Source organism: Acidobacteriota bacterium, from assembly GCA_016196065.1.
In the GTDB taxonomy this organism is placed as follows: domain Bacteria; phylum Acidobacteriota; class Terriglobia; order Terriglobales; family Acidobacteriaceae; genus Acidiflorens.
The window spans coordinates 1,062,115-1,085,020 of sequence record JACPYL010000010.1 but is presented as its reverse complement, the minus strand read 5'-3'; the positions used below and the strand labels follow the sequence as shown (position 1 = coordinate 1,085,020).

Genomic DNA, 22,906 nt, shown 5'->3' with positions numbered 1-22,906 from the left:
GCGCATGGAATCTAACTACACGACGGAATAGGTTTCCCGCTGCTTCCCCACGCAACGTGAGTGCAGGTTAGGTTACGACCAGGTATTTGTCGGGAGCACGATCCGCGCTCGACTCACCTTCCGCCGGAAGTCCGAGAGCGTAACGGGAGTCGGTGACACGCCCTTCGACCGCATCTTCGATCAACTCCTCGACGAAATCATTGTCTCTTTCTTCCAGTTCTGCCTTCCACTCTGCTTCTTCTTCCCAACTCCATGGCCAATCTATCTGTCGGTCCATAGTGAGCCTCCTCGCCGGTAATTTTCGCCGACGATGTTGTCCTCTGCAGGATGCATCGCGCGCGGTAGAGTCTCAGTGATCTGCGTCACGGAGTCCCGGTCACGCGCCTTTCGTAGCGCTATCGTCCCACGTTGTCTGCGTCGCAAGTGGGATAAAGCTCATGGCCCGTTCGGAGAGTGCCGTGATCGTCAGGCTGGGGTTGACGCCGAGGTTTGCCGCCACGACGGACCCGTCGCAGATGTACATGTTCTTGTAATTAAACACGCGCTGGCGATGGTCGACCACACCGCGCGTTGAGGAATTTGCGATCACGCATCCTCCAATACAGTGCGCCGTGCCCGGTACGTCGAACAGAATTTCCGGAAGCATGCTCATTGCAAACCCGCCAGTGAGTTGTGCGTACACCTTGGCGAACTCGTTGGCCTTCGGAATGTAGGTGGGAACTTTCTCTCCCCGACTCACCAGATATTTCCGGAACGGCCAGAACCACGGTCGTTGCCAGCGCATCTCGATCTCTCCATCGAGAGCCTGCATACACAGTAGGATCACGAACTCCCGCGCCCAGCCCCAAGGCTGCAGTACGCGCACCGTCTTCAGCGGATGACGGAGCAGCGACGCCATCACGTTCTTGAGCCAGAGCGCGATCCTCTGCGGGCCGGGGCGGCCATCGGTCAGGATCGTGGTGAGAACCCCCATCGCGTCGGACCCGCGTGGATAACGGACCGCCTCGATGTGGGTGTGCTCGTCAATGTAGACGCCGGAACCGATTGCGATCCCTTCCGACAAGTCTTGCGAATGGCCCGGCGTGCGCGCGCCGATCAGCGATTCGGAATTTGTACGAACGTGTTGTCCGATTTGCTCGCTGAGGTGCGGCAACAAACCAATTTCCTTGAATCGAAAAAGAAGTTCCATCGTGCCTAGCGACGACGCAGAGAAAATCACGCCGCGGCAAGTGAATCGCTGTGGCTTGTGTCGGAACCATGCCATGGATGGAACGGTTCCAACCTCGTAGCCTTGACTGCCGTCCTCGCTGCCATGCAGGGGCTTTACGCTGACTACTCTGGTTTCCGGAAATACTTGTGCTCCGTGCTTTTCAGCCAGAAACAGGTAGCCCAGGTCCAGCGTATTCTTGGCGCCAAAACGGCAACCCATCATGCAGCCTCCGCAGCCGATGCAGGTGGTTCGCGCCGGACCTTCTCCGCCAAAGAATGGGTCAGGGACTGTGGTATTGCCGGGCTGATTCTCCGCCGGTTCGAAGATGCCCACATTCGTGCGGTAGAAGGTATGTCCGACTCCGGCAAGTTGCGCAGCTTGCTGAAGAAGATGGTCGGCGGGCCCGAGGATTCTGTTTTCCACTACGCCCAGCATCCGCGACGCGGTTCCGTAGTACTGAGGCATTTCGGTTTTCCAGTCGGCTAATCCATCCCAGGTTCCCCGTTCCCACACTTTACTGGGAGCGGGCAGCAAGGTTGTCGCATAGGTGATCGATCCGCCGCCCACCGCGCAACCGTGGAAGATGGTTGCGTGCCGAAAGAACCGTATGTTGAAGAACCCACGTAGGCCGAGGCTAGGACGCCAGAACCACCGACGCAACGACCAACTGGTGCGCGGCAGATTGGCGGGGTTCCAGCGCCGGCCCATTTCCATCACAGCAACGCGATAGCCTTTTTCCGTCAGTCGGAGCGCGGAGACACTGCCACCGAAACCAGATCCGATGACAATGAAATCAAAATCGAATTGGCCGTTGCTGGATGACATTTGTTTCTCGGACACACTAGCTTCTACGCGTACTGGGCGACATGGTCGGAACAATACTCTGGGACGCGAAACGGGATCGGCGGCTCCGGCCGTGGTGCTGCGACGAGCGTTCGCAACCTGGCCTCTGTCCTCTGCCACCAGCCGTGGAAAACTCTGTTGCCAGCGTAGCGAACCTGCAGCGGACTCCACCCGTTCCGCTCAACCAGCGGATCGGAGGGGCTGACAACAGCACATCGCGTGTCGACTCGCAGGCCGGTGTGCAGCGCCTTCAGCGTGCTTTCTTTGCTGCTCCAGAGCAGGGCGAGCATCCGGGGTCTATCCGCAGCGGACATACCCGTCACCAGTGCTTGCTCCTGGGCTGTGAAATAATCCGCGAGAAAGGCGTCGCTGTGCGGTTCGATCATTTCCAGATCGCAACCCAGTTCCGCGCCTGACAGCGCGATGGCGCACATTGCTCTTTCGTCCCGGTGACTGAGGGAGAAGCTCACGTTTGCCGGTTTGTTCGCCAGGAAGACTTCAGGAGCGCCCGTCGGTGCCGGCCGAATTTCGATTTTCGCAAACACAAGCGGATGAGCGGGAACATGCAGCCATGAGGCGAGGGCGCGTTTTGCTGTCCATCGCCCCAACCGCCAGTCCATCCGTCGTTTGGGAATGCGCATGTTGCTCAAGCAAACGGTTTCACTCGAGCTGAGCCAATCATTTTTTTCCGGAACTTCCTCTTGCGTTTGTTCCAGCCAGTACACTTTCATTCCTTCACCTTGCCATTTAGGCCGCTTCGACGATCTTGGATTCCGGTTCTGCGGCACTCCATTGCAGTTCTTTTTCGACACCTCGCTGCACTGCATCGATGAGATAGGGACGCAGGTCGGCAGGCGGGATAATTCGATCGAGCGCGCCCACTTCGAGCGCACGCTGCACGCTGTGCACGTGGTCGAATTCGGACGCCATCTCGCCCAGTTTCTCCGAATGAACGACCTTGAAGAGGTCATCCCATTGCTTGCGAAGGCGAACTTTCTCAGCGCCTTCGGCCTTGGCCATCGCCTGGTTCAGCGCCTGCAGTCGCTCATCTTTGCGAGCCCGAGCTTCCACTTCGCCAGCGAAGACGACGGCCGCGGCCGGCGCACCACCGATGACTGAGGCGTAGGTGCCCTCCAGCGCCGCGACTTCAAGGTTCTCGTTCAGGGCCCGGGAGAAAACCACGTAGGCGCCGCCGTGATAGCGGGAGATCACACAAAAAACGATCGGTCCCTTGAAGTTGATCACTGCTCTCCCAATCTCTGCGCCGTATTCGAGCTGTAACCTGCGCATCGATTCCGGCGAACCGTCAAAGCCCGAAAGATTCGCCAGCAGCACGAGCGGCCGGTTGTTGCTTGCGGCGTTGATGGCGCGAGCAATCTTCTTGGAGGATTGCGGGAATAGCGTGCCGGCACACCATTGATCGGGCCCGTCGGCAGGGGCAAATCCCAATCGTGGCACGGGCTGGGATTCGATGCCGATCAAGCAAACAGGATAGCCACCGAGATGGGCGTCCCAGACCACCGCAGTCTCTGCGGCTCGCATGCCGGGCCAGCGCTCCAGCGGAGCGTGGTCCTGGTCAATCGCCGCCATCATCACGCTGCGAATGTCGAAAGATTTCTTCCGGCCGGGATTGGTTTCATCGGACAATATCTCCCCAATCCGCGCGAAACCCTCTCCGCCGTTTGTGTTGTGGGGATAGGCCCGCACGTCTCGATCAACGGGATCGACCGTCGCGGCTGCCCTGGGAAACCGTTCGCCCGGTGCGACGTAGGTGTGGTCGTAGTGGCGCATCAGAATGTGACACGCTTCATCAATGTCGCGGGCCCAGTATTGTGCCTGGCCGTTAATTCCCATGATGCGGTCATAGCCGCCAATTCCCAGATTGTCCTCGGCGGAAACACTTCCGGAATAGTCCAGGGCGCGCTTGCCAGTGAGCACCATCGCTGCCTTCGGCGTCATCACCAGAATGCCGCGAGTGTGCATCAGCATGGTTGCTTCCGCATTCCAGTAGGGCTGCGCCCCGACGTTGATTCCATTCACCAGTAGATTGACTTCGCCTCCCGCTTGCGTGAATTCCACCAGACTGCGCAGGACGCGGGCAATCCAGTCCATGTTTTCGACACCGCTATCCATGGAAATCTTGGCCCCGGCGGAGATCGGGAACCATTCCAGCGGAACGCCCATCTGTTGGGCCATGTCGAGGGCCGCCAGAATGCGACGGCACTCCGGTTCTGCGATCGCACCCAGGTCTTTACTTGGGTCTCCCAACAACAGAACACGCGTCATCCCTTCGGGATACTTACCCGTGAAATTGCGTATGATCCCGACGACGATGTTGGCTTTGTTTTTTCCGTAGGGTCGATCGACGGCAACAAGTTTGCCGTTCGCATCCAAATCGTGCTCCGTAAAGTTTCCCGGAGGAAATTCCGCCCGGGTGTTTTCCGGCGCGGGCGTGAGCATCCTGATGATTTCGTATGGGTAGATCAGGCCGCGTTGCCGCATGCGGACCACTTTCTGGTCGTATTCGGTCAGCGACTGGATCGGTTGCATCTTGTCGGCTGGCCGGAACGTCACCAGCATTCCGCTTGCTCCTGGGCTTGAAATGCGAACCACCATCTCGCGGAGTTCGCCGGTCGCTGGATTTGGAATTCGTGCATGGACCACAACCTGCTCCAGTCCGAGGCCTTCCGTTGCGGGTGCGAGCCGGTTCACGATGTCGCGCAACTCGTCCCGGTGCAGATTGAGTGGTGGCCACACGTGCAACAGGATTCGATTCCAGTAAAGGCGCTGGTTCGCGGGCCGGCGTGACTGAAACAGCCGGATGCCAGCCATCGCTTCCATCAGCATGCGCTCCAGGTGCGGCAGTTGGACGATACGTCCTTCATCATCGCGCACCGGGGTTACGTCGCGTACCTCCGCACACGCGAACAGGCGCTCGTCTTTCGGGTTATCCCGCGCGATGGCGTGGATGAGATATACGTCTTCCACGGAGGGCAGCCGGTCGATCTTGAAATTGCTGAGCCGCCAGAGATGCAGCCGCTTGGCCATCATGGGATGAATTCCGCGGTAGAACTTCTCCTCCTCGTAGGCGCCTTCCTGAGGACGATAGGTGAATTGCTGCACGCCGCCGATTCCGTGGTTGGACGCGGAGGTGACGGCCACGGCGATGCGCTCGATCACGCGCGCGAAGCCCGATTGATTGAGCGTTGTGTGAATTTCCTGTTGCGTTGCCTCCGCATCGTCGAGTTGACCCGAGCGAGTGTAGAGGTCGATGACGATTTCGTGGTCCGCGGGAACTTGCGCAATCAGAGGAAACAAACCTCCAATGGCGACAGGAAGGTGGTGGTATTCGTCATGAGTAGCGATGAGATTGACACTCTTTCCTTCATGTTCGTACTCGGCCAATGCGTAGCAGCGCCCGTCGATATCTACCGTACGAAAGTTCGTCAACTCACGGATACGGTAGTAGCGGGACGTAAGTGCTTCGAGCATCAAACTGCGCATGGCATGGCTCGAATCGGCAAGCCGGCCGGAGAGCATGCCCACGAGAGGTTGCGGGCACTCCACCAACACGCGCATTCGCGCATGACGATCCGAAGCATCGGGATTGGCGTCCAGACAAGTGAGATGTTCGTTCATCTGGTCGTATACCTCAGCCCGCGCTCTCTCGAATGATGGCTGGTCGAAACAGCGATAGCGCAATTCCCGGGCCAGGTCGCTGATCGACGGGAATCGCCCGTTGGCCATCGCGACCAGTCGGTCCAACAGCGTTCGCATGGATTCGTCCTCGGACGAAGGCAGCGGTTGCACCTGGCGCAAACGCCGTTCCAGCACTTCCGCAACGGTCGCGAGCTGCTGCTCCACACGCTGGTGGGACTTATAGATCCAGAGCAGACTTTCTTCCAATTCCGGGGAACGATCCAGCGTGCGCACCCCATAGTGAGCCAGTGCACGGCTGAGAGCTTCAACAAATGGGCGAGGCAGGCTCTCGCCCTGCGTGTCGAGCATGCGCAGATACGAAAACAAGTAGGCTTCCGGGCTGGGCTCCTCCGCGCTGAGCTGATGGCTTGCGGCCGGTTCGCGCTGGAATAGAGAACATATGTCCACGAAGATGTTGACGATCTCGTCTTCTCCTCGCTTGATGTCATCGGTTACGGGACCATGCTGCTTCCACTCGGCGAGGAGGCTGGCGCCCCGTTTCGGGTCAACATCAAAGCCCAACATGAGTTGCCGGAGTTCCTCGAGACTCGCGCAGCTGGAGTGAATTGTCTCGACGGTCCCGCTCGAACCGAGTGCTGCGCTAAAGACAACCTGTTCCGCCGCAGTATCCACGTCGCCGGCGTCAACAGGGTCAATCTGCAGGAGTGGCGCTCCTGTATCCACTTGCACGTTGGGGATAGTCATCACCTGACGGACTTGTCCCGCAAATGGGGCGACGACCTCCATTTCCATTTTCATCGCTTCCAACACTGCGACGCGATCTCCCACTGCGACTGTGTCGCCTGGTTTTACGGAAATGGAAACCACAACCGATGGTGCCGGAGCGTGTACGATGCCGCCGTCGTCGCGATCAATCTGGTGGGACACGCCATCCACTTCGATGCGGTAGCTCTGCCCCTGCACTACAGAGACAACATGAAAGCGCCGGCCGAAGGCCGTGAGCCAGTATTCAAACTGTCCCAACCGGTCCAGGGAAGCATTCACGCGCGCGCCATTGACGTCGACGCGATACTGTCGCGGACCGAGGCGATGGATTTTGGGAGAGTAGACATGTCCTCGATAGCGAAGTTCGGCGGTGCGACCCGCCTCGCTGCGCACCTGCGGTCGTCCGCGCACTGCGGAGGCGTAGAACTGCGCTTGTTCCACGGCCAGTTGCGTGTCGTAGGCCTCGATCGCCGCCTGCACGATTGCCACCTCAGAGTAGCGTCGCGAGCCAAGTTCACCTGACGCTGCCAGTTGGTCGAGCCATCCGACATGAACCTCACCACGCTGCACCTCGGGACGGTTCAGCAGGTCCAGGAGAAATGCCTTGTTGCTGGCGCCGTTCTTGATCACCACGACACTCTCACGCAGCGTTCGTTGGAGACGGGCAAGAGCTTCTTTCCGGGTCTGACCGTAGGCGATGATCTTGGCGACCATGGAGTCGAAGTCTGCCGGGATCGTGTCGCCTTCGGCCACGCCAGTGTCCACGCGTACGCCGGGACCGGTCAAAATTCGGAAGCGCTCGATGCGGCCAGGCGCCGGCGAAAAACCGTTGTCCGGATCTTCTGCATTGAGCCGGACTTCGATGGCATGGCCGGTACTGCGGGGCGGTTCTCCTTCGAGGCGCTCGCCGCGCGCGACGTGAATCTGTAATTTGACGAGATCGATGCCCGTCGTACACTCGGTGACCGGATGTTCCACCTGCAACCTTGTGTTCATTTCCATGAACGAAATTCTCTCGCTCTCAGGCTGGTACAGGAATTCCACAGTGCCGGCGTTGGAGTAGCCCGCGGCCTGGCTCAATCGGACCGCTGCCTCGCGAAGAGATTGATCCTGCTCTAACGAGAGGGCCGGTGACGGAGCTTCTTCCAGAATTTTCTGCTGGCGGCGTTGAATCGTGCAGTCACGTACGCCTGCGGCCCACGTGGTTCCGTATTGGTCGGCGATGATCTGGACTTCGACGTGCCGCGCGCCTTCGAGCAGTTTCTCCATGAAAACGGTGGGATCACCGAAAGCCTTGAATGCTTCCGCGCGTGCCCTTTCAAAAGCCCTGGCGAGTTGAGTCGTGTTATTGACCACGCGAATGCCGCGGCCTCCGCCTCCAGCAGTGGCCTTAACAAGGAGCGGATAGCCCAGGCGGTTGGCGTGGCGCTGTGCGTCAGCCAGAGTTTCTACAGGGCCGTCGCTCCAGGGTGCGACCGGTATCTGATTTTTCTCGGCCAAGTGTTTCGAGGCGATTTTGTCGCCCAGGCGGCGCATCATGTCGCCATCGGGGCCGATGAACACAATGCCCAACTCGCGGCAGAGATCCGCGAAGGCAGCATGCTCCGCTACGAAACCCCATCCCACCCAGACCGCGTCCGCGCGTGCAGACGTCAATGCGCGCTCCAGCAGGACGTAGTCAACGTAACTGCTTTTGAGTTGCTGGGAGTTCTCGTCCATGACCTGAGCAGGCCCGAGACACACCGCTTCATCTGCTTCGCGGACGAACATGGCGTGACGGTCAGGCTCGGTGAAGAGGGCGATGGTGCACAACGCTGTCCCGTTCTCGTGATTGAATTCGCGGGCCGCGTGGATGAAACGCATGGCGGCTTCACCGCGATTCACAATTGCTATGCGTTGGAATTCTTGTTTCATAGGGTCCTCGATCGATCAATGTCAATGAAACGATCTATTTGCTGTCGATCATCTACTGTCGATCATGCCGCAGCCACTTCCATTGACATGGCGGCTTGCAGTGCTTTCAGGCGTTCCGAATTCAGTGCATTCGGAATCTCAACCGTGCGATACCCGCTGAGTTGCAGATAGACATTGCCTTGCGTGTCCACGATCTCCGCGTCAAAGCTGTTGTTGGTCGGGTCGGGAGTGACCACGGCATACGTCCTCCCTGGTGCCTGCTCGGGATCACGCAGGAGCGAGACGCGGTCAATATGCCTCGGTAGCACCATGCGGCCGGCGATGCCCATCTCCCAGATTCCGGCGGTTTGGAAGCATAGTTCGATCCACCGCGGTGCCATGCGCGTCGGCAAGTCGCGTGGGATGTGATTGGCGGGCAGGTCTTTGGCCATAAGCCCGACAATTCGTTTTCCATCCCACCAAGCCTTCTCAATCACCTGGTAGGCAGGCCCGTGGAAGTACAGGCGATAAATTTCCGCAGCGTCGATCATGTGACCGTCGGGCTTGCCCAGTGCCGGCCCTTTCGCAAGAGTCGGCGCAGCCTTGGTCATGCGCACACGCGCCGTAAAATGCGTGGTGATTTGCGGCTCGGCCTGATTCGGTAGTTGCCGTCGACCCAGCAAACGACAGTCGCCGATCAACCTTTCACCTTGCAGGCGGATCGCCGCCTCAATCGTCAGGGGCCGCGACTCGTTGCGGTAAAACTTGAACGCCGCCAGGAAATATACGTCTTCGAGTGCCTCCACACGCCAGTCAGGAATGAGGCATGCCGCTGCCTCCGCAAAGGCTTCAATGCCCATCACGCCCGGCAGCACAGGCGTTCCATCGATCTGATGATCATGCAGGAACGGTTGCAGTTTCGGATCCAGCGCCGTTTCGATCGTGAGCGGCTGGTAGAGACCCATGCTTTCGATCTTGCCGACCATCGGTCCGTGCACCGGCAAGCCTTCCCTCAGCGACGCCTCCGTGTTGATATCCAATCCGCCGGTGGCGTCCCATTCATTGAGCAAAACGCCAAGGCGCTGTCCAACGACAATTTCTCCTCGCGTCCCGCCTGTAGTCAGTTCGCGGCGGATCAACGGAATGCCTGCTTCCGGCGGCAACATGTCGATGCCCGCCAGTTCCATCATCTTCGGAATCGACCCGCGTGTAGCCATGCCAATGCCGCCCCACGCCGTCCAGTCAATCACAATGCCACGCGTATCCGGACGAGTCGTGCGGAAGCTCGACGTGATCTTGCACAACAGGTCGTTGGCAGCGCTATAGTCAGTTTGCCCGCCATTACCGAACCGACCGGCAATCGAACTGAAAGCCACTGTCGCCCGAAGCGGCATGTCTCCAATCGCATGCAGCAGGTTGAACCAACCGTCGCTCTTGACGTCGAAGACCAGATCGAATTCGCGTGGGTCCTTGTCTGGTACGAAGTGACTGCGTTCGATGCCGGCAGCATGCAGCAGCACGTCGATGTGCCCACTGCGTTTGCGTACCTCGTTGACGATTCTGGCCACTGCACTTGCGTCCGTGAGGTTGACGCTGAAATAGTGCGCCGTGCCGCCCGCCGAGCGAACCGCGTCAATCGCGCTCTGGGCAGCCTGTGCGCGCTCCAACCCCGCCAGTTCTTTTTCAACCAGCGCGGGAGTAGCCCGTTCGCCGCGTGCCTGCATGCGAGTAAACAGTTCACGCTTGAGTCCGTCTTTGTCACTTACAAAGCGCTTGAGGTCGCGATTCTCGGGGTCAGGTTCCGGCACCAGGTCGAGCAGATAGAATGTTCCGCCCGACGCGGTTGCGAGATCCGCGGTGATGGCCGAGACAATGCTTCCAGCCGCGCCGGTGATGACGAAGACGCTGTTCTGGTCGAGCGTGAGGCCAGCATGTCCGTCGGCGGCGGGTTGCTCTTGCAGTCCGACTGTCCAGCGCTGTCCTTGTTTGTATCCGATCTCGACCGCGCCGGGATCGCGCAACGTTTCGTCGATGAGGAGCTGGGCAAGTTCTGCCGGTATGCAATCCGGTTCAAAATCGATTGCCTTCACGAGAGCATTCATCCGCTCCCGTTTGTATGTCTTGGTGAAACCGACGACCGCGCCGCCCAGCGGAGCGACCGCTCCCGCTGCGTCGTAGCCGTGTTGTCCTCCGAGGCGGGACGCAGATACAAGAAACGTGCCCGGACTTGCGATCTGTTCATAGAGCGCGCGCATCGTTATATAAAGCGATTTGACGCGAACGCGAACAGCTTCATGCCAGGCATCCTGACTCATGTTGTTCAGGCTGCCTTCCTGATCCAGTGCGGGCAGCCAGTAAACTCCGTGTACTGGCCCAGCGGACAGCCAGTCGCCAATTTGATTTTGAAGTGCGGTAGCGTCCAACGAGCGGTCGATGTCGAGGACCTCCACACCGAGAGCCTGGAGCCACTGCTTCAGCGCGTCACCCACGCCACCTTGGTCCGGCATGATCACCACGCGGCGGCCGGATCCAAGAATGACTCCGGTTTGTTTGCAGATCGCGAGCGGCGGACGCATCGCCGGTGTTGGCACGCGCCGCGGAATACGGTCTGCGGCGTCAAACGTTGCAGAAGTCGGGCGCGCAGCCTTGGACGGCATGGTCGTTGTGGGGGATACCTTACTCGCTGATGTTTCTGCCGAGCTGCTTGCGGTCACTGGCCGCCGATCGCGCGCGAACTTGATCACGTGCGCCAGAGTAGGAAAGTCGCGCAGCTTGAGATTCTCGTCGCGCGGAATGTTGTAGGCCGCGCGCACAGCGGCGAACATCTCCGCCTGTTTTACGGTGTCGACGCCGAGGTCGGCTTCGAGATCGAGGTCCAGGTCGAGCATGTCGGTGGGATAGCCCGTTTTTTCGGCAACGATGGCGAGAACTTTCTGCTTGATCGCTTCTTCTGTGACGGTTGCGTCCGTAAGAGGAACCGCAGTGGGTGGGACGATCACCCGAGTCGTTGTCTCAGCACGCGGCGGCACAATCGTTGGTGGTGCGGACACGGAAGGCGCGACCGATACAGGATTCAGGTCGGGGCGCTTCTCGTAGACGAACCGGATGACGTGCGCCAGCGTTGGATAGTCGCGCAGTTTGCGGTTCTCGTCGCGCGGAATGTTGTAGATTTCGCGGATGGCCGCAAACATTTCTGCCTGCTTCACGGTGTCGACGCCCAGATCGGCTTCAAGGTCGAGATCCAAGTCCAGCATGTCTTTGGGGTAGCCGGTTTTTTCGACCACCAGTTCCAGAACTCGTTCTTCCACACCGTTGCTCGTAACTTCTGCTGCATTGGAGACGGATGGCGGCGTATTTTGGATTTCTTTGGCAATTAGCAATGGGAAGTTGGTCGGAACCGTTGATATTGAAGTCGCCGCGTTCGCGAGATCCGGTCGTTTCTCGAATACGAAGCGGATGACGTGCGCCAACGTCGGATAGTCACGCAGTTTGCGGTTCTCATCGCGCGGAATGTTGTAAATCTCTCGAATCGCCGCAAACATTTCGGCCTGCTTCACGGTGTCTACACCGAGGTCGGCTTCGAGGTCGAGATCCAAGTCGAGCATGTCCTCGGGATACCCGGTCTTTTCGACGACAAGTGCAAGGACTCGATTCTTGACGGAATCGCTCGGCGTCCCATGGGAAGCCACCGTTTGCAGAGGTGCGATGCGTGTTGCCTCTGTCTGGGTGGTGTCCGCCGGAGCCGTAGGTGCGCTCACCAGATCGGGGCGCTTGTCATAGACGAACTTGATGACGTGCGCCAGCGTTGGATAGTCGCGCAACTTGCGGTTCTCATCACGCGGGATACTGTAGATGTCGCGAATCGCCGCGAACATTTCTGCCTGCTTCACGGTGTCGACGCCGAGATCGGCTTCAAGGTCGAGATCCAAGTCCAGCATGTCTTGTGGGTAACCCGTCTTTTCCACCACCAATGCCATGACCCGTTCTTTGACTGGATCGACGCGTGTCGTAACTTGCGCGATGACAGGCGTGGTCGCAATCTCTTGTACTTTCGCTTGCGGCTTGTGAGTTGCGACTGGCACCGCCGCCGGGGCCTGCTTCGAAGCGGAGGCGGGTGCGGGCGGTGCGATTGCTGGCGAGGAGGTGGACGCCGACACCGGCCGGGCACTATGCTCGGCTTCCGCAATTCGCACCGCCGCCCGTTGATCTGGCACTCGCAAGGTGTGATGAACCACTTCAAGATTGGAAACCGGATGGCCCGTGACCTGCGTCAGCCATGAATTCCAGACCTTCTCGTCCGCGACGCGATACGCATAGCCCAACGCGTCAGGGTTGCGACGGACACCGTCTTTCGCGGGCACCCGACGCAATAAGGTCATGCTGATCTGAGATCCAAAGCCAGCGCCCAGATGCATCGCGTACTCGATGGGATAGACTCCACCCTTCGACAGGTTCAACTGGCCCAGTTCTGGATCGACTTCCTTGAAGTTTGCAACTGGAGGTACGCAGCCAGTTTCCAGCGCCTTTACCGCCACGACATCTTCAATGCCGGTTGCCATTGCATGTCCGGTGAAGCCTTTTGTATTTGCGATGACAACCTGATCGGCATCGTTGCCGAAGACTCGACGCAACGCGTTGATTTCGGCAGACGCACTGCCGCCGCGCGCCGGCGTGTACGTTTCGTGCGAAACGAAGACTGTATTGGGAGCAATCTGGTGACGGGAGATGCCGCGTCTCGTCTCCGCCTGGGTGAGCAGTTCCTCCATTACCTGACCAATATGCTGAACATCGAGACGAGTGCCATGGAACGCGCTATTGGCAGTGACCGAACTCAGCACTTCGCAGATGGGTTGGATGCCGCGTTCGGCCGCGGCTTGCGCGCTCTCGACTACGAGTGCAGCAGCGCCCATGCCAACGATCATGCCGTGACGGCGACGGTCGAAGGGAATCGCGGCGTCTTCGACTGTATCGTCGGTGGCGGCAGCGCCCGCCGCCAGGAATCCCGGGCCGAACCACTCCAACATGCGGTCAGAAGTGACGTCGTCGGCTGAGATGACAACTACGCGCCGGCATCGTCCAGCGCGGATCCAATCCTCAGCGAGCGACACTGCCTGGGCGGTGGTCGCACAAGCAGAGTTGATTTGCGTGTTCGGTCCGCGCGCGCCGATGAACTCAGCGAACTGGGAGTGCCCCATGGACAGCACCCGGAACAGGAAGCGGCGGTTGAAAACATACGGTTCTTTCTCGAGTGTGGCGCGCAACTCCAGCATGCGCCGATCAAGTTCCTGCACGATCGTGGAATTCCCGTTGGTTGCCGCGCGGGCGCGGAGGTCCTCCAACACCGCCAATTGTTCGCGCCGAGCATGGTCCTCGTAGTACCGAGCCATTTCGTCGGCAAACGATTCGCACCCGGGGAACGCAGATCCAAAAATCACACCGGTGTTGTCGCGCATGCTGTCGGGCAGTCCCCAGCGGTCGGGTAGTTGCGTACCTTTGGTGGTGGTCTTATAACGCATGACCAGAGGGATCCCTGCGTCCCGCAGCGCATCGATACCAGCGGCGATGGCGAGTTGGGTCACGCGGTCCAATGCAGCCATGCGGTCGACGGAAACGCCAAATTCTTCTTCGATGTCGAAGGTATTTCCACGAGCGGCCAGCTTGATTACATCGCCCACGTCAGTGATGGACTCAAACGTTGCGCCCCCGTTGTCGCTCTTCACCAGGCGTGTGATGCGCTTGTCGAGCATGGCCTGCCGAAGTTCTCGTGGGACGGTGTGGATGAATTGCTCGCCGCGTAAGATGCGGCCGATATTGGACTCATCAAAAATGTGCTCCGTGCCCGGCAGGCCTAGGGCCGCGCCTGTGATCACGATCGGCACGTCATTCGAGGGAACTCCGTTCTGGCCACGATAGATCTCCCAGCCGCGCTCCAGAACATCAGCAAAGAGATGCCCGAGTTCGGAGTAACGGTCGCCGTTCCCGGACGACGTTGTAGCCGGCGAGACGGAGACGGGCAAGGCTTCCAAAGTTCTTGCGGACAGCGTAAGGGCTGGGGCGGAAGCAGTGGCCATGGCGCCTTCAGCACAGCCTGCACCGAGTCCCGCAGCATAGAGCGCGCACAGTGCCTGGTTGAACGCGGCAATGTCGCCCAGTTTCGGATGGTTCGTAAAAATCGAGACCACGTCGCCTCTATCGCCGAGCACATCTTCCGCAAATCCCTGTAGAGCTTTTTTCGGTCCGACCTCGACGAAGACACGCGCACCCGCTTCGTACAACTTGCGCAGTCCCTTCACGAACTGCACGGGAGAAGCAACCTGCTGGGTGAGCAGGTCGAGCATCTGGGGCACGACATCTGGTCCCATGGGATAAAACTCACCGTTTACATTGGCGACGATCGGCACGCGCGGAGATTGAAAGTGCAGCCGCTGCAACTCCCGGCGCAGCGGTTCACTGGCTGCTGCGACGATTGAAGTATGGAACGCATGGCTGACGGGCAACGGCGCCACGTCGTAGCCGGCTTTCTGAAATGCCGCGATGGCTTGCTGTACCGAGGCGCTGTCTCCGCCGATCACACCTTGCGAGTTACTGTTAACGTTCGCAATCACGACGTTGCCTGGGATTGTTTTCAAGATGCGTTCAATTTCGGCGAGCGGCGCAAACACAGCGGCCATGCGGCCGTTATCTTTCATCGCCACCTGGGTCATACCGCGTCCGCGAGCGCTGACGGCTTCGAGCGCGTCATGAAAAGGAAGAGCGCCTGCAGCGACCAGCGCTCCGTATTCGCCGAGACTGTGTCCCATGGTGAAGTCGGGTTTGATTCCATACGCGGCCAGGAGGCGCGTGAGCGACTCATCGGTTGCCAGCACCGCAGGCTGAGTAATCGCGGTCTGGCGGAGATCGTCTTCGGCCTGGGCGACAGCGGCTTCGTCCTGCTTGTCGACGAAAATGAATTCGCTAAGCGGCTTGCCGAGCAGCGGGACCATCACACGATCGGCTTCCGCAAATGTGTCGGCGACGATTGGCTCGGCGGCACGCAGGGGCCGCAGCATGTTGACGTATTGCGAACCTTGTCCGGTATAGAGGAAAGCGACTTTCGCTGGAGTGCCGTGCCCGCGGAAAATTCCTTGCGCTCGCAAGGCCTTCCAGACCACCGCGTGATCGGTCGCAAGTGCCTTGAGTGCCTTGGCGGATTTCTCGGCGAGATCGGCGGCGTCGGCGTAGTCGATGGCCAGCCGTTCGCTCGCCCGCAGATCCGATTCATTCGGTGCGGCCGGAGCCGGTACACGGCCTGCTTCCGCAGCTTTCTGCACCGCGCGTAATCGCTCGGCCAGCGCGGCAGATGAGACATCGCCCATTACCAGTGCGCCCCGCAGAGGAATTTTTGAGGAAAATCCAGCGGGAGAATTTACTGCAGCATTATTCGTAGTCATGTTGGTCACTGCCACTTCCGGCGGGATCATGCTTACCGCCACTGATCGCTTTCCGTTTCCGTTGAGCCGATGCGGGATGTACTCCTCAAACACGGCATGAAAATTGGTGCCACCAAATCCAAACGCACTCAATCCGGCGCGGCGAACGCCGTCACCCGGCACTGTCCAGGGCTTCAGCTCGGTGTTGACGCGAAGAGGGGAATGTCCGAAGTCGATATCCGGATTGGTGTGCTCGCAGTGCACGCTGGGAGGCAGCACCTTGTCCCGCAACGCTAAGACGGTTTTCAGCATCCCGGCTGCTCCGGCGGCTCCTTTGAGATGCCCCAAATTCGATTTCACTGAGCCGAGCGCCACCGATCCTGTCGGCAGATTGAAGCTGCTGAGAACGTCGGCCATGCTCTGTACTTCGACCACATCACCCACGCGCGTCGAAGTCCCGTGGCCTTCAATGTAGGTAACCGTGGCGGGCGACAGGCCTGCCTTTTTCCATGCGCGTTCAATCGCAAGTTTTTGTCCGATCGGGTTCGGCGCCGTAATGCCCTTGCCCTTCCCGTCGCTCGAACCACCCATGCCGCGCAGCACTGCGTAGATCTTGTCGCCATCGCGTTCTGCGTCAGCCAGACGTTTCATAACAAAGATCGCGGAGCCTTCCCCCATCACGAAACCGTCCGCTCCCTCGGCATAAGGCCGGGTGCCGGTCGCCGAAAGGGCGCCGATCTTGCAGAACTTTACGAACGTCGATACGCCCATGTTGCGATCGATGCCGCCCGTGATCGCTACGTCATAGTCGTTCTGGATCAATCCCTCGGCGGCAGAATTGATCGCCGCCATCGCCGACGCGCACGCGGCATCGCAAACGAAATTCGGTCCGTGGAAGTTGAAGATGTTCGCAATGCGTCCGGCGATACAGTTGGATAACTCGCCGGGCATGCTGTCTTCGGTGATCTCCGGCATGTGCTTGCCCATGCGCACATGCAACTCGCTCGTGATCTTCTCGCGCACTGCGAGCGGTAGTGCTGCGAAGCTGGTGCTCTCGGCCAGTTCCTGCGCGTATTCGGGAAAGTACACGCGCATCACGGTGAAGTAATGCCGCTCGCCACCCATGGCGTTGCCCAGGATCACCGCCGTCCGATCGGTATTCAGCGGGCGTTTGGGATAGCCGTAGTCCTCGAGCGCTTCGCGGGTACAGGCGATGGCCCATTTTTGCGAGCCATCCATGGCATCGACTACGCGCGGAGGCACCGCCAGCCTCCACTTCAGCGGATCCCACACGTAGTCGCGCACCCAGCCGCCGATTTTCGAATACGTTTTATCGGGCGCGTTGTGATCGGGATCGTAATAGTGCGACGGGTTCCAGCGGTCGGGTTTCACTTCGCTGATGCTGTAACGCCCCTGCTTGATGTTGTCCCAGAAGGTGGGAACATTGGGCGCGTCGGGAAGAATCGCCCCTGCACCTACGATTGCAATCGCTCGATAGGAAGTATCTTCGGTACTCATAATGGCGCTCCTGCTAAGCGGCGGCTTTTGCCTGCTTTTCTGTGCGGCCGTACAGAACGTCCGCGATGATGTCCATGTCTGCAATCAAACCTGCCTGCGCGCGATGGATCGCGGGCATCCCTACACTTGCTTCCAGCGCGGGGATTTCCGCTTCGCTCACGCCTTCCGCTCCACCCACCCAACGCAGGCCTTCTTCGGCCACCTTGAGTGCAGCTTCACGCGCGAACACGCGGCTGATCGCGGCCAGCGCGGTCGCATCAAATCGCCGGTTCGCCTTTTCGTTTACTTTTTCTTCCGCGAGACGCGCCGCACGATTGGACAAGCTTCCCGCGCATTCGGCGAACGCAATCAACTCTCCAAGACGCAGCAGCACGTGCTGGTAGCGAGTCAGGCGAGCGCTGCGGGCTTTTTCCATTACTTCCGCCAGCGCATGCAGCGCGAGCGCCGCAACGTTCGCTCCCACATTCGGGCAGCGAGTGTGTAGCGCTTCGAACCTCTTCGCTTGCTCGTGATAGTGCTGTCCGCGCGTTTTCAGGTGAGATTGCCAGCGGTCGCGGCTGATCGTCATCTCCATGATTTCGGATGTGCCTTCATAAATCGTCGTGATACGAACGTCGCGGCTGATCTTTTCCACCATATATTCGTGGGTGTATCCATAGCCGCCGAGCGCCTGGATGCTGGCTTCCGCAGCCGCGTTCCCGGCTTCGGTTGCCATGTATTTTGCGATCGCGCCCTCGGTGTTCAAACTGCCTTCGCCCGCATCGATGCGCTCCGCGGTCTCTTCGATGTAAGCGCGAGCCGCTTCCAGACGGACTATGTGCGGCACAATCAACTTGTGCGTGTAGCCCTGTTTTTCCGAGAGAGGCGCGCCTGCCTGAATGCGCTTGATGGAATACGGTATGGCGCGATCGAGCGCCGCCCAGCCTGCGCCGAGTCCGAAAGCTGCAACCATCAGGCGCGTGTATCCGAATACCGCCTGGGCCTGCAACAGTCCCTGACCTTCGACGCCGCCCACGAGCCGGTTGGCATCGACGTAGACGTGGTCGAACGCCAGCGCGGCAGTGTTGCTCAACCGGATGCCATGCTTGTCTTCCGGCTTGTCATGGCTGAAACCCTTCGTGTCTTTTTCCACGATGAACCAGGTTGGGCCGCCGGGCGCATTGGCCAGAACCGTGTAAGCACCGGCAACTCCGCCGTTGCTGATCCACTGCTTGTTGCCGGTAATCTTGTAACCAACGATGCGGTCGCCTTCCATCACTCGCTCCGCCGTGGTGCGAAGATTTCCCAGATCGCTGCCCGCTTCCGGTTCCGTTGCGCCATAGGCGAATAGCAGTCCTTCTTCCGCAATGCGCGTCAGCCACTCTTTCTTCTGTTCTTGAGTAGCCCCGACGGTGATGGGATCGCTGCCCAGAAACGTAGCGAGCACACCGGTGGCGATGCCGAGATCGATGCGCGCCATCTCCTCGCACACGCAGTAGACGTCGAAGGTGTTGCCCCCCATTCCGCCGAACTCTTCGGGCACAAACAGGAGTTGAATGCCCAGCTTGTCCGGGTCGCACATGTGCTGGACGATTTCGAGCGGGCATTCGTCGCGGGCATCGAGGTCGATCAGTTCCTGGTCGGGTAAACGTTTCTTGGCGAACTCCCGCAGCGATTTCAAACTCAGTTTCAGTGTCTTGGCGGTAATCATGAAGGAAACCTCACTTTGCGGAAACGCAACGCGTTTCGCGGATCTTGTTTGTGAACTCGGGCAGGAACTCCAGCAGGTCGTCGACAATGCCGACGTCCGCCACCTGAAAGATGGGAGCCTTGGGGTTCTTGTTGATGGCAACAATGAACGGATTACCTTTGATTCCGGCGAGGTGCTGGAATGCGCCACTGATACCGCATGCGAGATAAACCTTGGGCTTGACGGTCTTTCCGGACGAGCCCACCTGCCGCGATTTGTCCAGCCACTTCGCATCGACCACGGGACGCGAACAGCTCAGAGCCGCGCCCAGAACGTCGGCCAATTCCTGCGCGATGGACACGTTATCTTTTTCCTGAATGCCGCGGCCGATGGATACGAGAACGTTGTGCCTGGTGATATCGACATCGCCAGACTCGGCAACGATCGTCTCGAGATAACGGCGTCCTGCGGTCAGCGTGCCGGCCTCGGATGACTTATCGACCACGAGACCGCGAACAGGAGCAGCCTCGAGTGCCTTGAACGCGCCCGGGCGCACCGTGATCACGACGCCCGACGAAATGTCGCTGTGGACGTGCGCGCTCACTTGTCCCCCAAATTCCTGACGAACGACTTTGAGGCCGGTGCCCGCCATGCCTTCGATCGCCAGCACGTCGGACACATAAGCTGAATTCAGTCTGATCGACAAGCCCGGTGCCAGATCGATTCCAAAGTGATCGTGCGCAACCAGCAGGATGCTGCCCGTGGGCAGAACCGAGGCCAGCGCTTTCCGAATCAGTTCGGCATTCGGATAGGCCAGAGACTCATTTGAAATCTTCCATGTCTCCACGAAGGAGGTACGCAGGGATTCGCATGCGACGTCGAAACTTGAGCCAACCCCGGTTACGATAGCGATCGGCGAAACGGAGGCATCGATCTTCTTTGCCGCTGCTGCCAGTTCCGCCGCGGAGTCATCGATGACGCCGTTCTTGTGCGGGATGTAAACAAAAATGCGAGCCATTATTTCAACCCTCCTTTGGCCGCGACCAGTTCCACCAGCTTGTCGATAATTTCTTCCCGGCTGCCTTCAAGCATCTCGGCTCCCTTGCCGAGCACGGGCAGGAAGTAATCCATTCGTTTTACTTTTGCGCCCGCTTCGCCAACCGAAGTTGCGTCGATCCCAAGTTCGGACGCACCGTAGGTCGGGATCGGTATCGACGCGACTTGCCGTATCCCTCGCATGCCGACGTAACGCGGTTCGTTGATGCCGGTCTGAATCGAGAGCACACACGGGAGGTCGATCTCGCTCATCTCTTTGTTTCCGCCTTCGATTTCGCGACTGATCTTGAGCTTCTTGCCGGGCAACACTTCGACGGCATTGACCAGCGAGGCAAACGGATAATCGAGCATCGCGGCCAGCATGCCGCCGACTTGTGCGCCGCCATCTTCGGCCTGCACGCCCGTCAGGATCAGGTCGTAGTTGCCCTTGAGCACAAGGCCTTTCAGGATGGTGGCAATGGCCCGGCCATCCGATCCGCCGAAAGCCTCATCGGAGAGGAGCACGCCGTGGGTTGCGCCCATCGCCATTTGGCGGCGCAGGACCTCTTCGTCGTCTTCCGCTCCCACGGTTGCTACCGTGACCGTGCCCCCGTCGCGAGCGGCGATTTGCAAAGCTTCTTCGACTGCATAGTTGTCCGGTTCATTGATCGAATACACGAGTTCGTCGCGCTCAATATCGTTGCCCGCGCTGTTGAGCGCGATCTCGTTTTCCGACGTGTCAGGTACTCGTCGAACGCAAACCAGGATCTCCACATTCACCTCCGAAATGTTTCACGCTGTCTTCTGACTTTCACGCATCATCTGCTGCTCGGTCAGTTCGGCCAGGTCGATGACCGTCATCGTTCCTTCTTTGCCCGCGACCTTGATCGCGTCTTCGATGTTCACCATGCAGAATGGGCAAGCGGTCACGATCACGTTGGCCCCCGCCTCTGCCGCCATCTCGACTCGCTTCACGCCCATGCGCTGTTCTTCTTTCGGTTCGTAGAACAGCATCAGCCCACCGCCTCCGCAGCAGAACGAGCGGTCTCGCGACCGGTCCATTTCCACTCTTTTCAAACCCGGGATCGCATCGAGCACGTTGCGCGGATCGTCGTAGATCTGGTTGTGCCGTCCGAGATAACAGGGATCGTGGTAGGTGTAGGCGTTGCCGCCGTTGTCGACCGGATTGAATTTGATCTTGCCCGCCTTCACCTCGCTGGCGATCACCTGGCTGATGTGCTCGACCGGGGGCATGTCCTTGTAGTCGTGCTTCAGGGTGTTGTAAGCGTGTGGGTCGGCGGTAACGATTCTCTTCACGCCCGCAGCTTGAATGGCCTCGGTATTGTGGTCTCGCAGGGCCAGGAACAGCGTCTCTTCGCCAAAGCGGCGGACTTCATTCCCACTGTCTTTTTCCGCTGCGCCGAGGATGCCGAAATTTTCTCCAAGCTGATCCAGAATCTTCGCGGTGGCCCGTCCGATGGCCTGCGTCCGGTCGTCGTAGGAAGTGATGCTGTCGACGAAATACAGAGTGTCGGCGCCGTTTTTGCCGTCAAGACGTTTTACATCGCAGGTCGGCTGGAATTCTTTTGTCTTTGCCCAGTCGGGCCTTTTTTTTTCCATCTTGCCGTAGGGATTACCGCGACTCTCCAATGCCTTGAGCGGCTTTTGCAGCGACTGCGGCACGTTGCCTTCGTCAATCATCCCCCGCCGCAGGTCGACGATCTTGTCGATGTACTCGACGAGCAACGGACATTCTTCCTCGCAGGCGCCACACGTGGTGCAGGACCAGATTTCATCTTCGGAATAAATGCCGCCAATCAGCGGCGTGCCGTTGCCGGCTTGTCCGAAGATAGGAAAGTGCTGAAACGCATATTCCCTGGCCTTGATGGTGAGGAACCGCGGGGAGAGCGGTCTTCCCACGGCGTTCGCGGGGCAGTTGTCGGAGCAGCGTCCGCAGTCGGCGCAGGAATAGAAATCGACAATGTGCTTCCAGGTGAAATCCTCGAAGGTCTTCACCCCGAAAGATTTCACCTGATCGAGATGCGCCTCGTCGACGCCCCACCTCACCGGCTTCAGCGTTCCCCGGTCGAGTTTCGCGAAGTACACGTTGAAAAAGGAAGTGATGACGTGAAAGTGTTTTCCCAGCGGCAAGAAACAGAGGAAGGTAAAGAACGTCAACTCATGGACCAAGTACGCGCCGCGATAAACGGTCCGTAGCGTCGCTAGCGGGAGCGAGAACAGAATCTTGCTGAACATCCACGGCAGCGACACGACCGGTAGAAATTCAGCGGCCGGACCCAATTGGGCTTGCGCGACAACCTTACTTGCCGTGAAGAAACTGTCCGCCACCATGAGGGCGGCAATCAACCCAAGAATAAGGACGGCTTCCGCCGTGTGATCTTTGCCGTATTGTGCGGGCACCACGTAGCGCGCCGGCTTGAACACCGCTCGGCGAATCGCTGCGATTGCCGCCGACAAGAAGACGAGCGTGGACGCGTAGTCCGTGAGCAGGTTGTAGAATTCCCCTGCCTTTCCCGAGAGGCCGGGCATTGTGAAATTCTCGAAAACGCCCAGCATGATCAGGGAGAACGAGTGCACGAGCAGAATCAGGAAGCCCGCGAAGAGGAAGATATGCAGAACACCGGCCAGCAGGTAACGGGGCTGCTTCCACTGCCCCAGCCAGAATTTCAGGACCTTACTCATTCGAGCGAGAGGCCGGTCAAAACGAAAATCGCGCTCGCTCCGCAGCAGCGGGCTGAGACGTTTCGAGAGAATGTAGGAGAAGCACGCCAGCCCGAGAAGGTCGATTGCTAAGTAGAGAATTCCTCCCGAGGTCAACCAGGATGCAACCTGCGTGACTGACTGTGTCCCTTCCACCTTCCACGGCTTTCTGGCCCGGGTCTA

9 protein-coding genes are annotated in these 22,906 nt (G+C 59.2%); all 9 read right to left on the bottom strand.

The window, feature by feature from the left end:
* Positions 1-67: 67 nt before the first annotated feature.
* The 9 genes from HY010_07825 to HY010_07785 all read right to left on the bottom strand — a co-directional run bounded on the left by HY010_07825 (position 68) and on the right by HY010_07785 (position 22,879).
* On the bottom strand, positions 68-277 hold the full coding sequence (locus HY010_07825; GenBank protein MBI3475627.1) for a hypothetical protein: 210 nt from the start codon (positions 275-277) through the stop codon (positions 68-70).
* 99 nt (positions 278-376) lie between these two features.
* Positions 377-2,035, bottom strand: coding sequence for a GMC family oxidoreductase (locus HY010_07820; GenBank protein MBI3475626.1), 1,659 nt, complete (start codon positions 2,033-2,035; stop codon positions 377-379).
* Between the two features lie 23 nt (positions 2,036-2,058).
* Positions 2,059-2,784, bottom strand: a complete 726-nt coding sequence (locus HY010_07815) for a 4'-phosphopantetheinyl transferase superfamily protein (GenBank protein MBI3475625.1) — start codon at positions 2,782-2,784, stop codon at positions 2,059-2,061.
* Positions 2,785-2,800: 16 nt separating this feature from the next.
* The gene (locus HY010_07810) at positions 2,801-8,392 is read right to left on the bottom strand and encodes an ATP-grasp domain-containing protein (GenBank protein ID MBI3475624.1); all 5,592 of its coding nucleotides are present in this window, start codon (positions 8,390-8,392) and stop codon (positions 2,801-2,803) included.
* Between the two features lie 62 nt (positions 8,393-8,454).
* On the bottom strand, positions 8,455-17,298 hold the full coding sequence (locus HY010_07805; GenBank protein ID MBI3475623.1) for an SDR family NAD(P)-dependent oxidoreductase: 8,844 nt from the start codon (positions 17,296-17,298) through the stop codon (positions 8,455-8,457).
* A gap of 13 nt (positions 17,299-17,311) precedes the next feature.
* On the bottom strand, positions 17,312-18,988 hold the full coding sequence (locus HY010_07800; GenBank protein MBI3475622.1) for an acyl-CoA dehydrogenase family protein: 1,677 nt from the start codon (positions 18,986-18,988) through the stop codon (positions 17,312-17,314).
* Between the two features lie 10 nt (positions 18,989-18,998).
* On the bottom strand, positions 18,999-19,985 hold the full coding sequence (locus HY010_07795; protein ID MBI3475621.1) for an electron transfer flavoprotein subunit alpha/FixB family protein: 987 nt from the start codon (positions 19,983-19,985) through the stop codon (positions 18,999-19,001).
* Complete coding sequence (locus HY010_07790; protein ID MBI3475620.1) at positions 19,985-20,776, bottom strand: electron transfer flavoprotein subunit beta/FixA family protein; 792 nt, start codon at positions 20,774-20,776, stop codon at positions 19,985-19,987. Before HY010_07790 ends, HY010_07795 begins: the two co-directional genes overlap by 1 nt.
* A gap of 18 nt (positions 20,777-20,794) precedes the next feature.
* A complete protein-coding gene (locus HY010_07785) occupies positions 20,795-22,879 on the bottom strand; it encodes a (Fe-S)-binding protein (protein ID MBI3475619.1) in 2,085 nt (694 codons plus the stop codon).
* Positions 22,880-22,906: the final 27 nt, after the last annotated feature.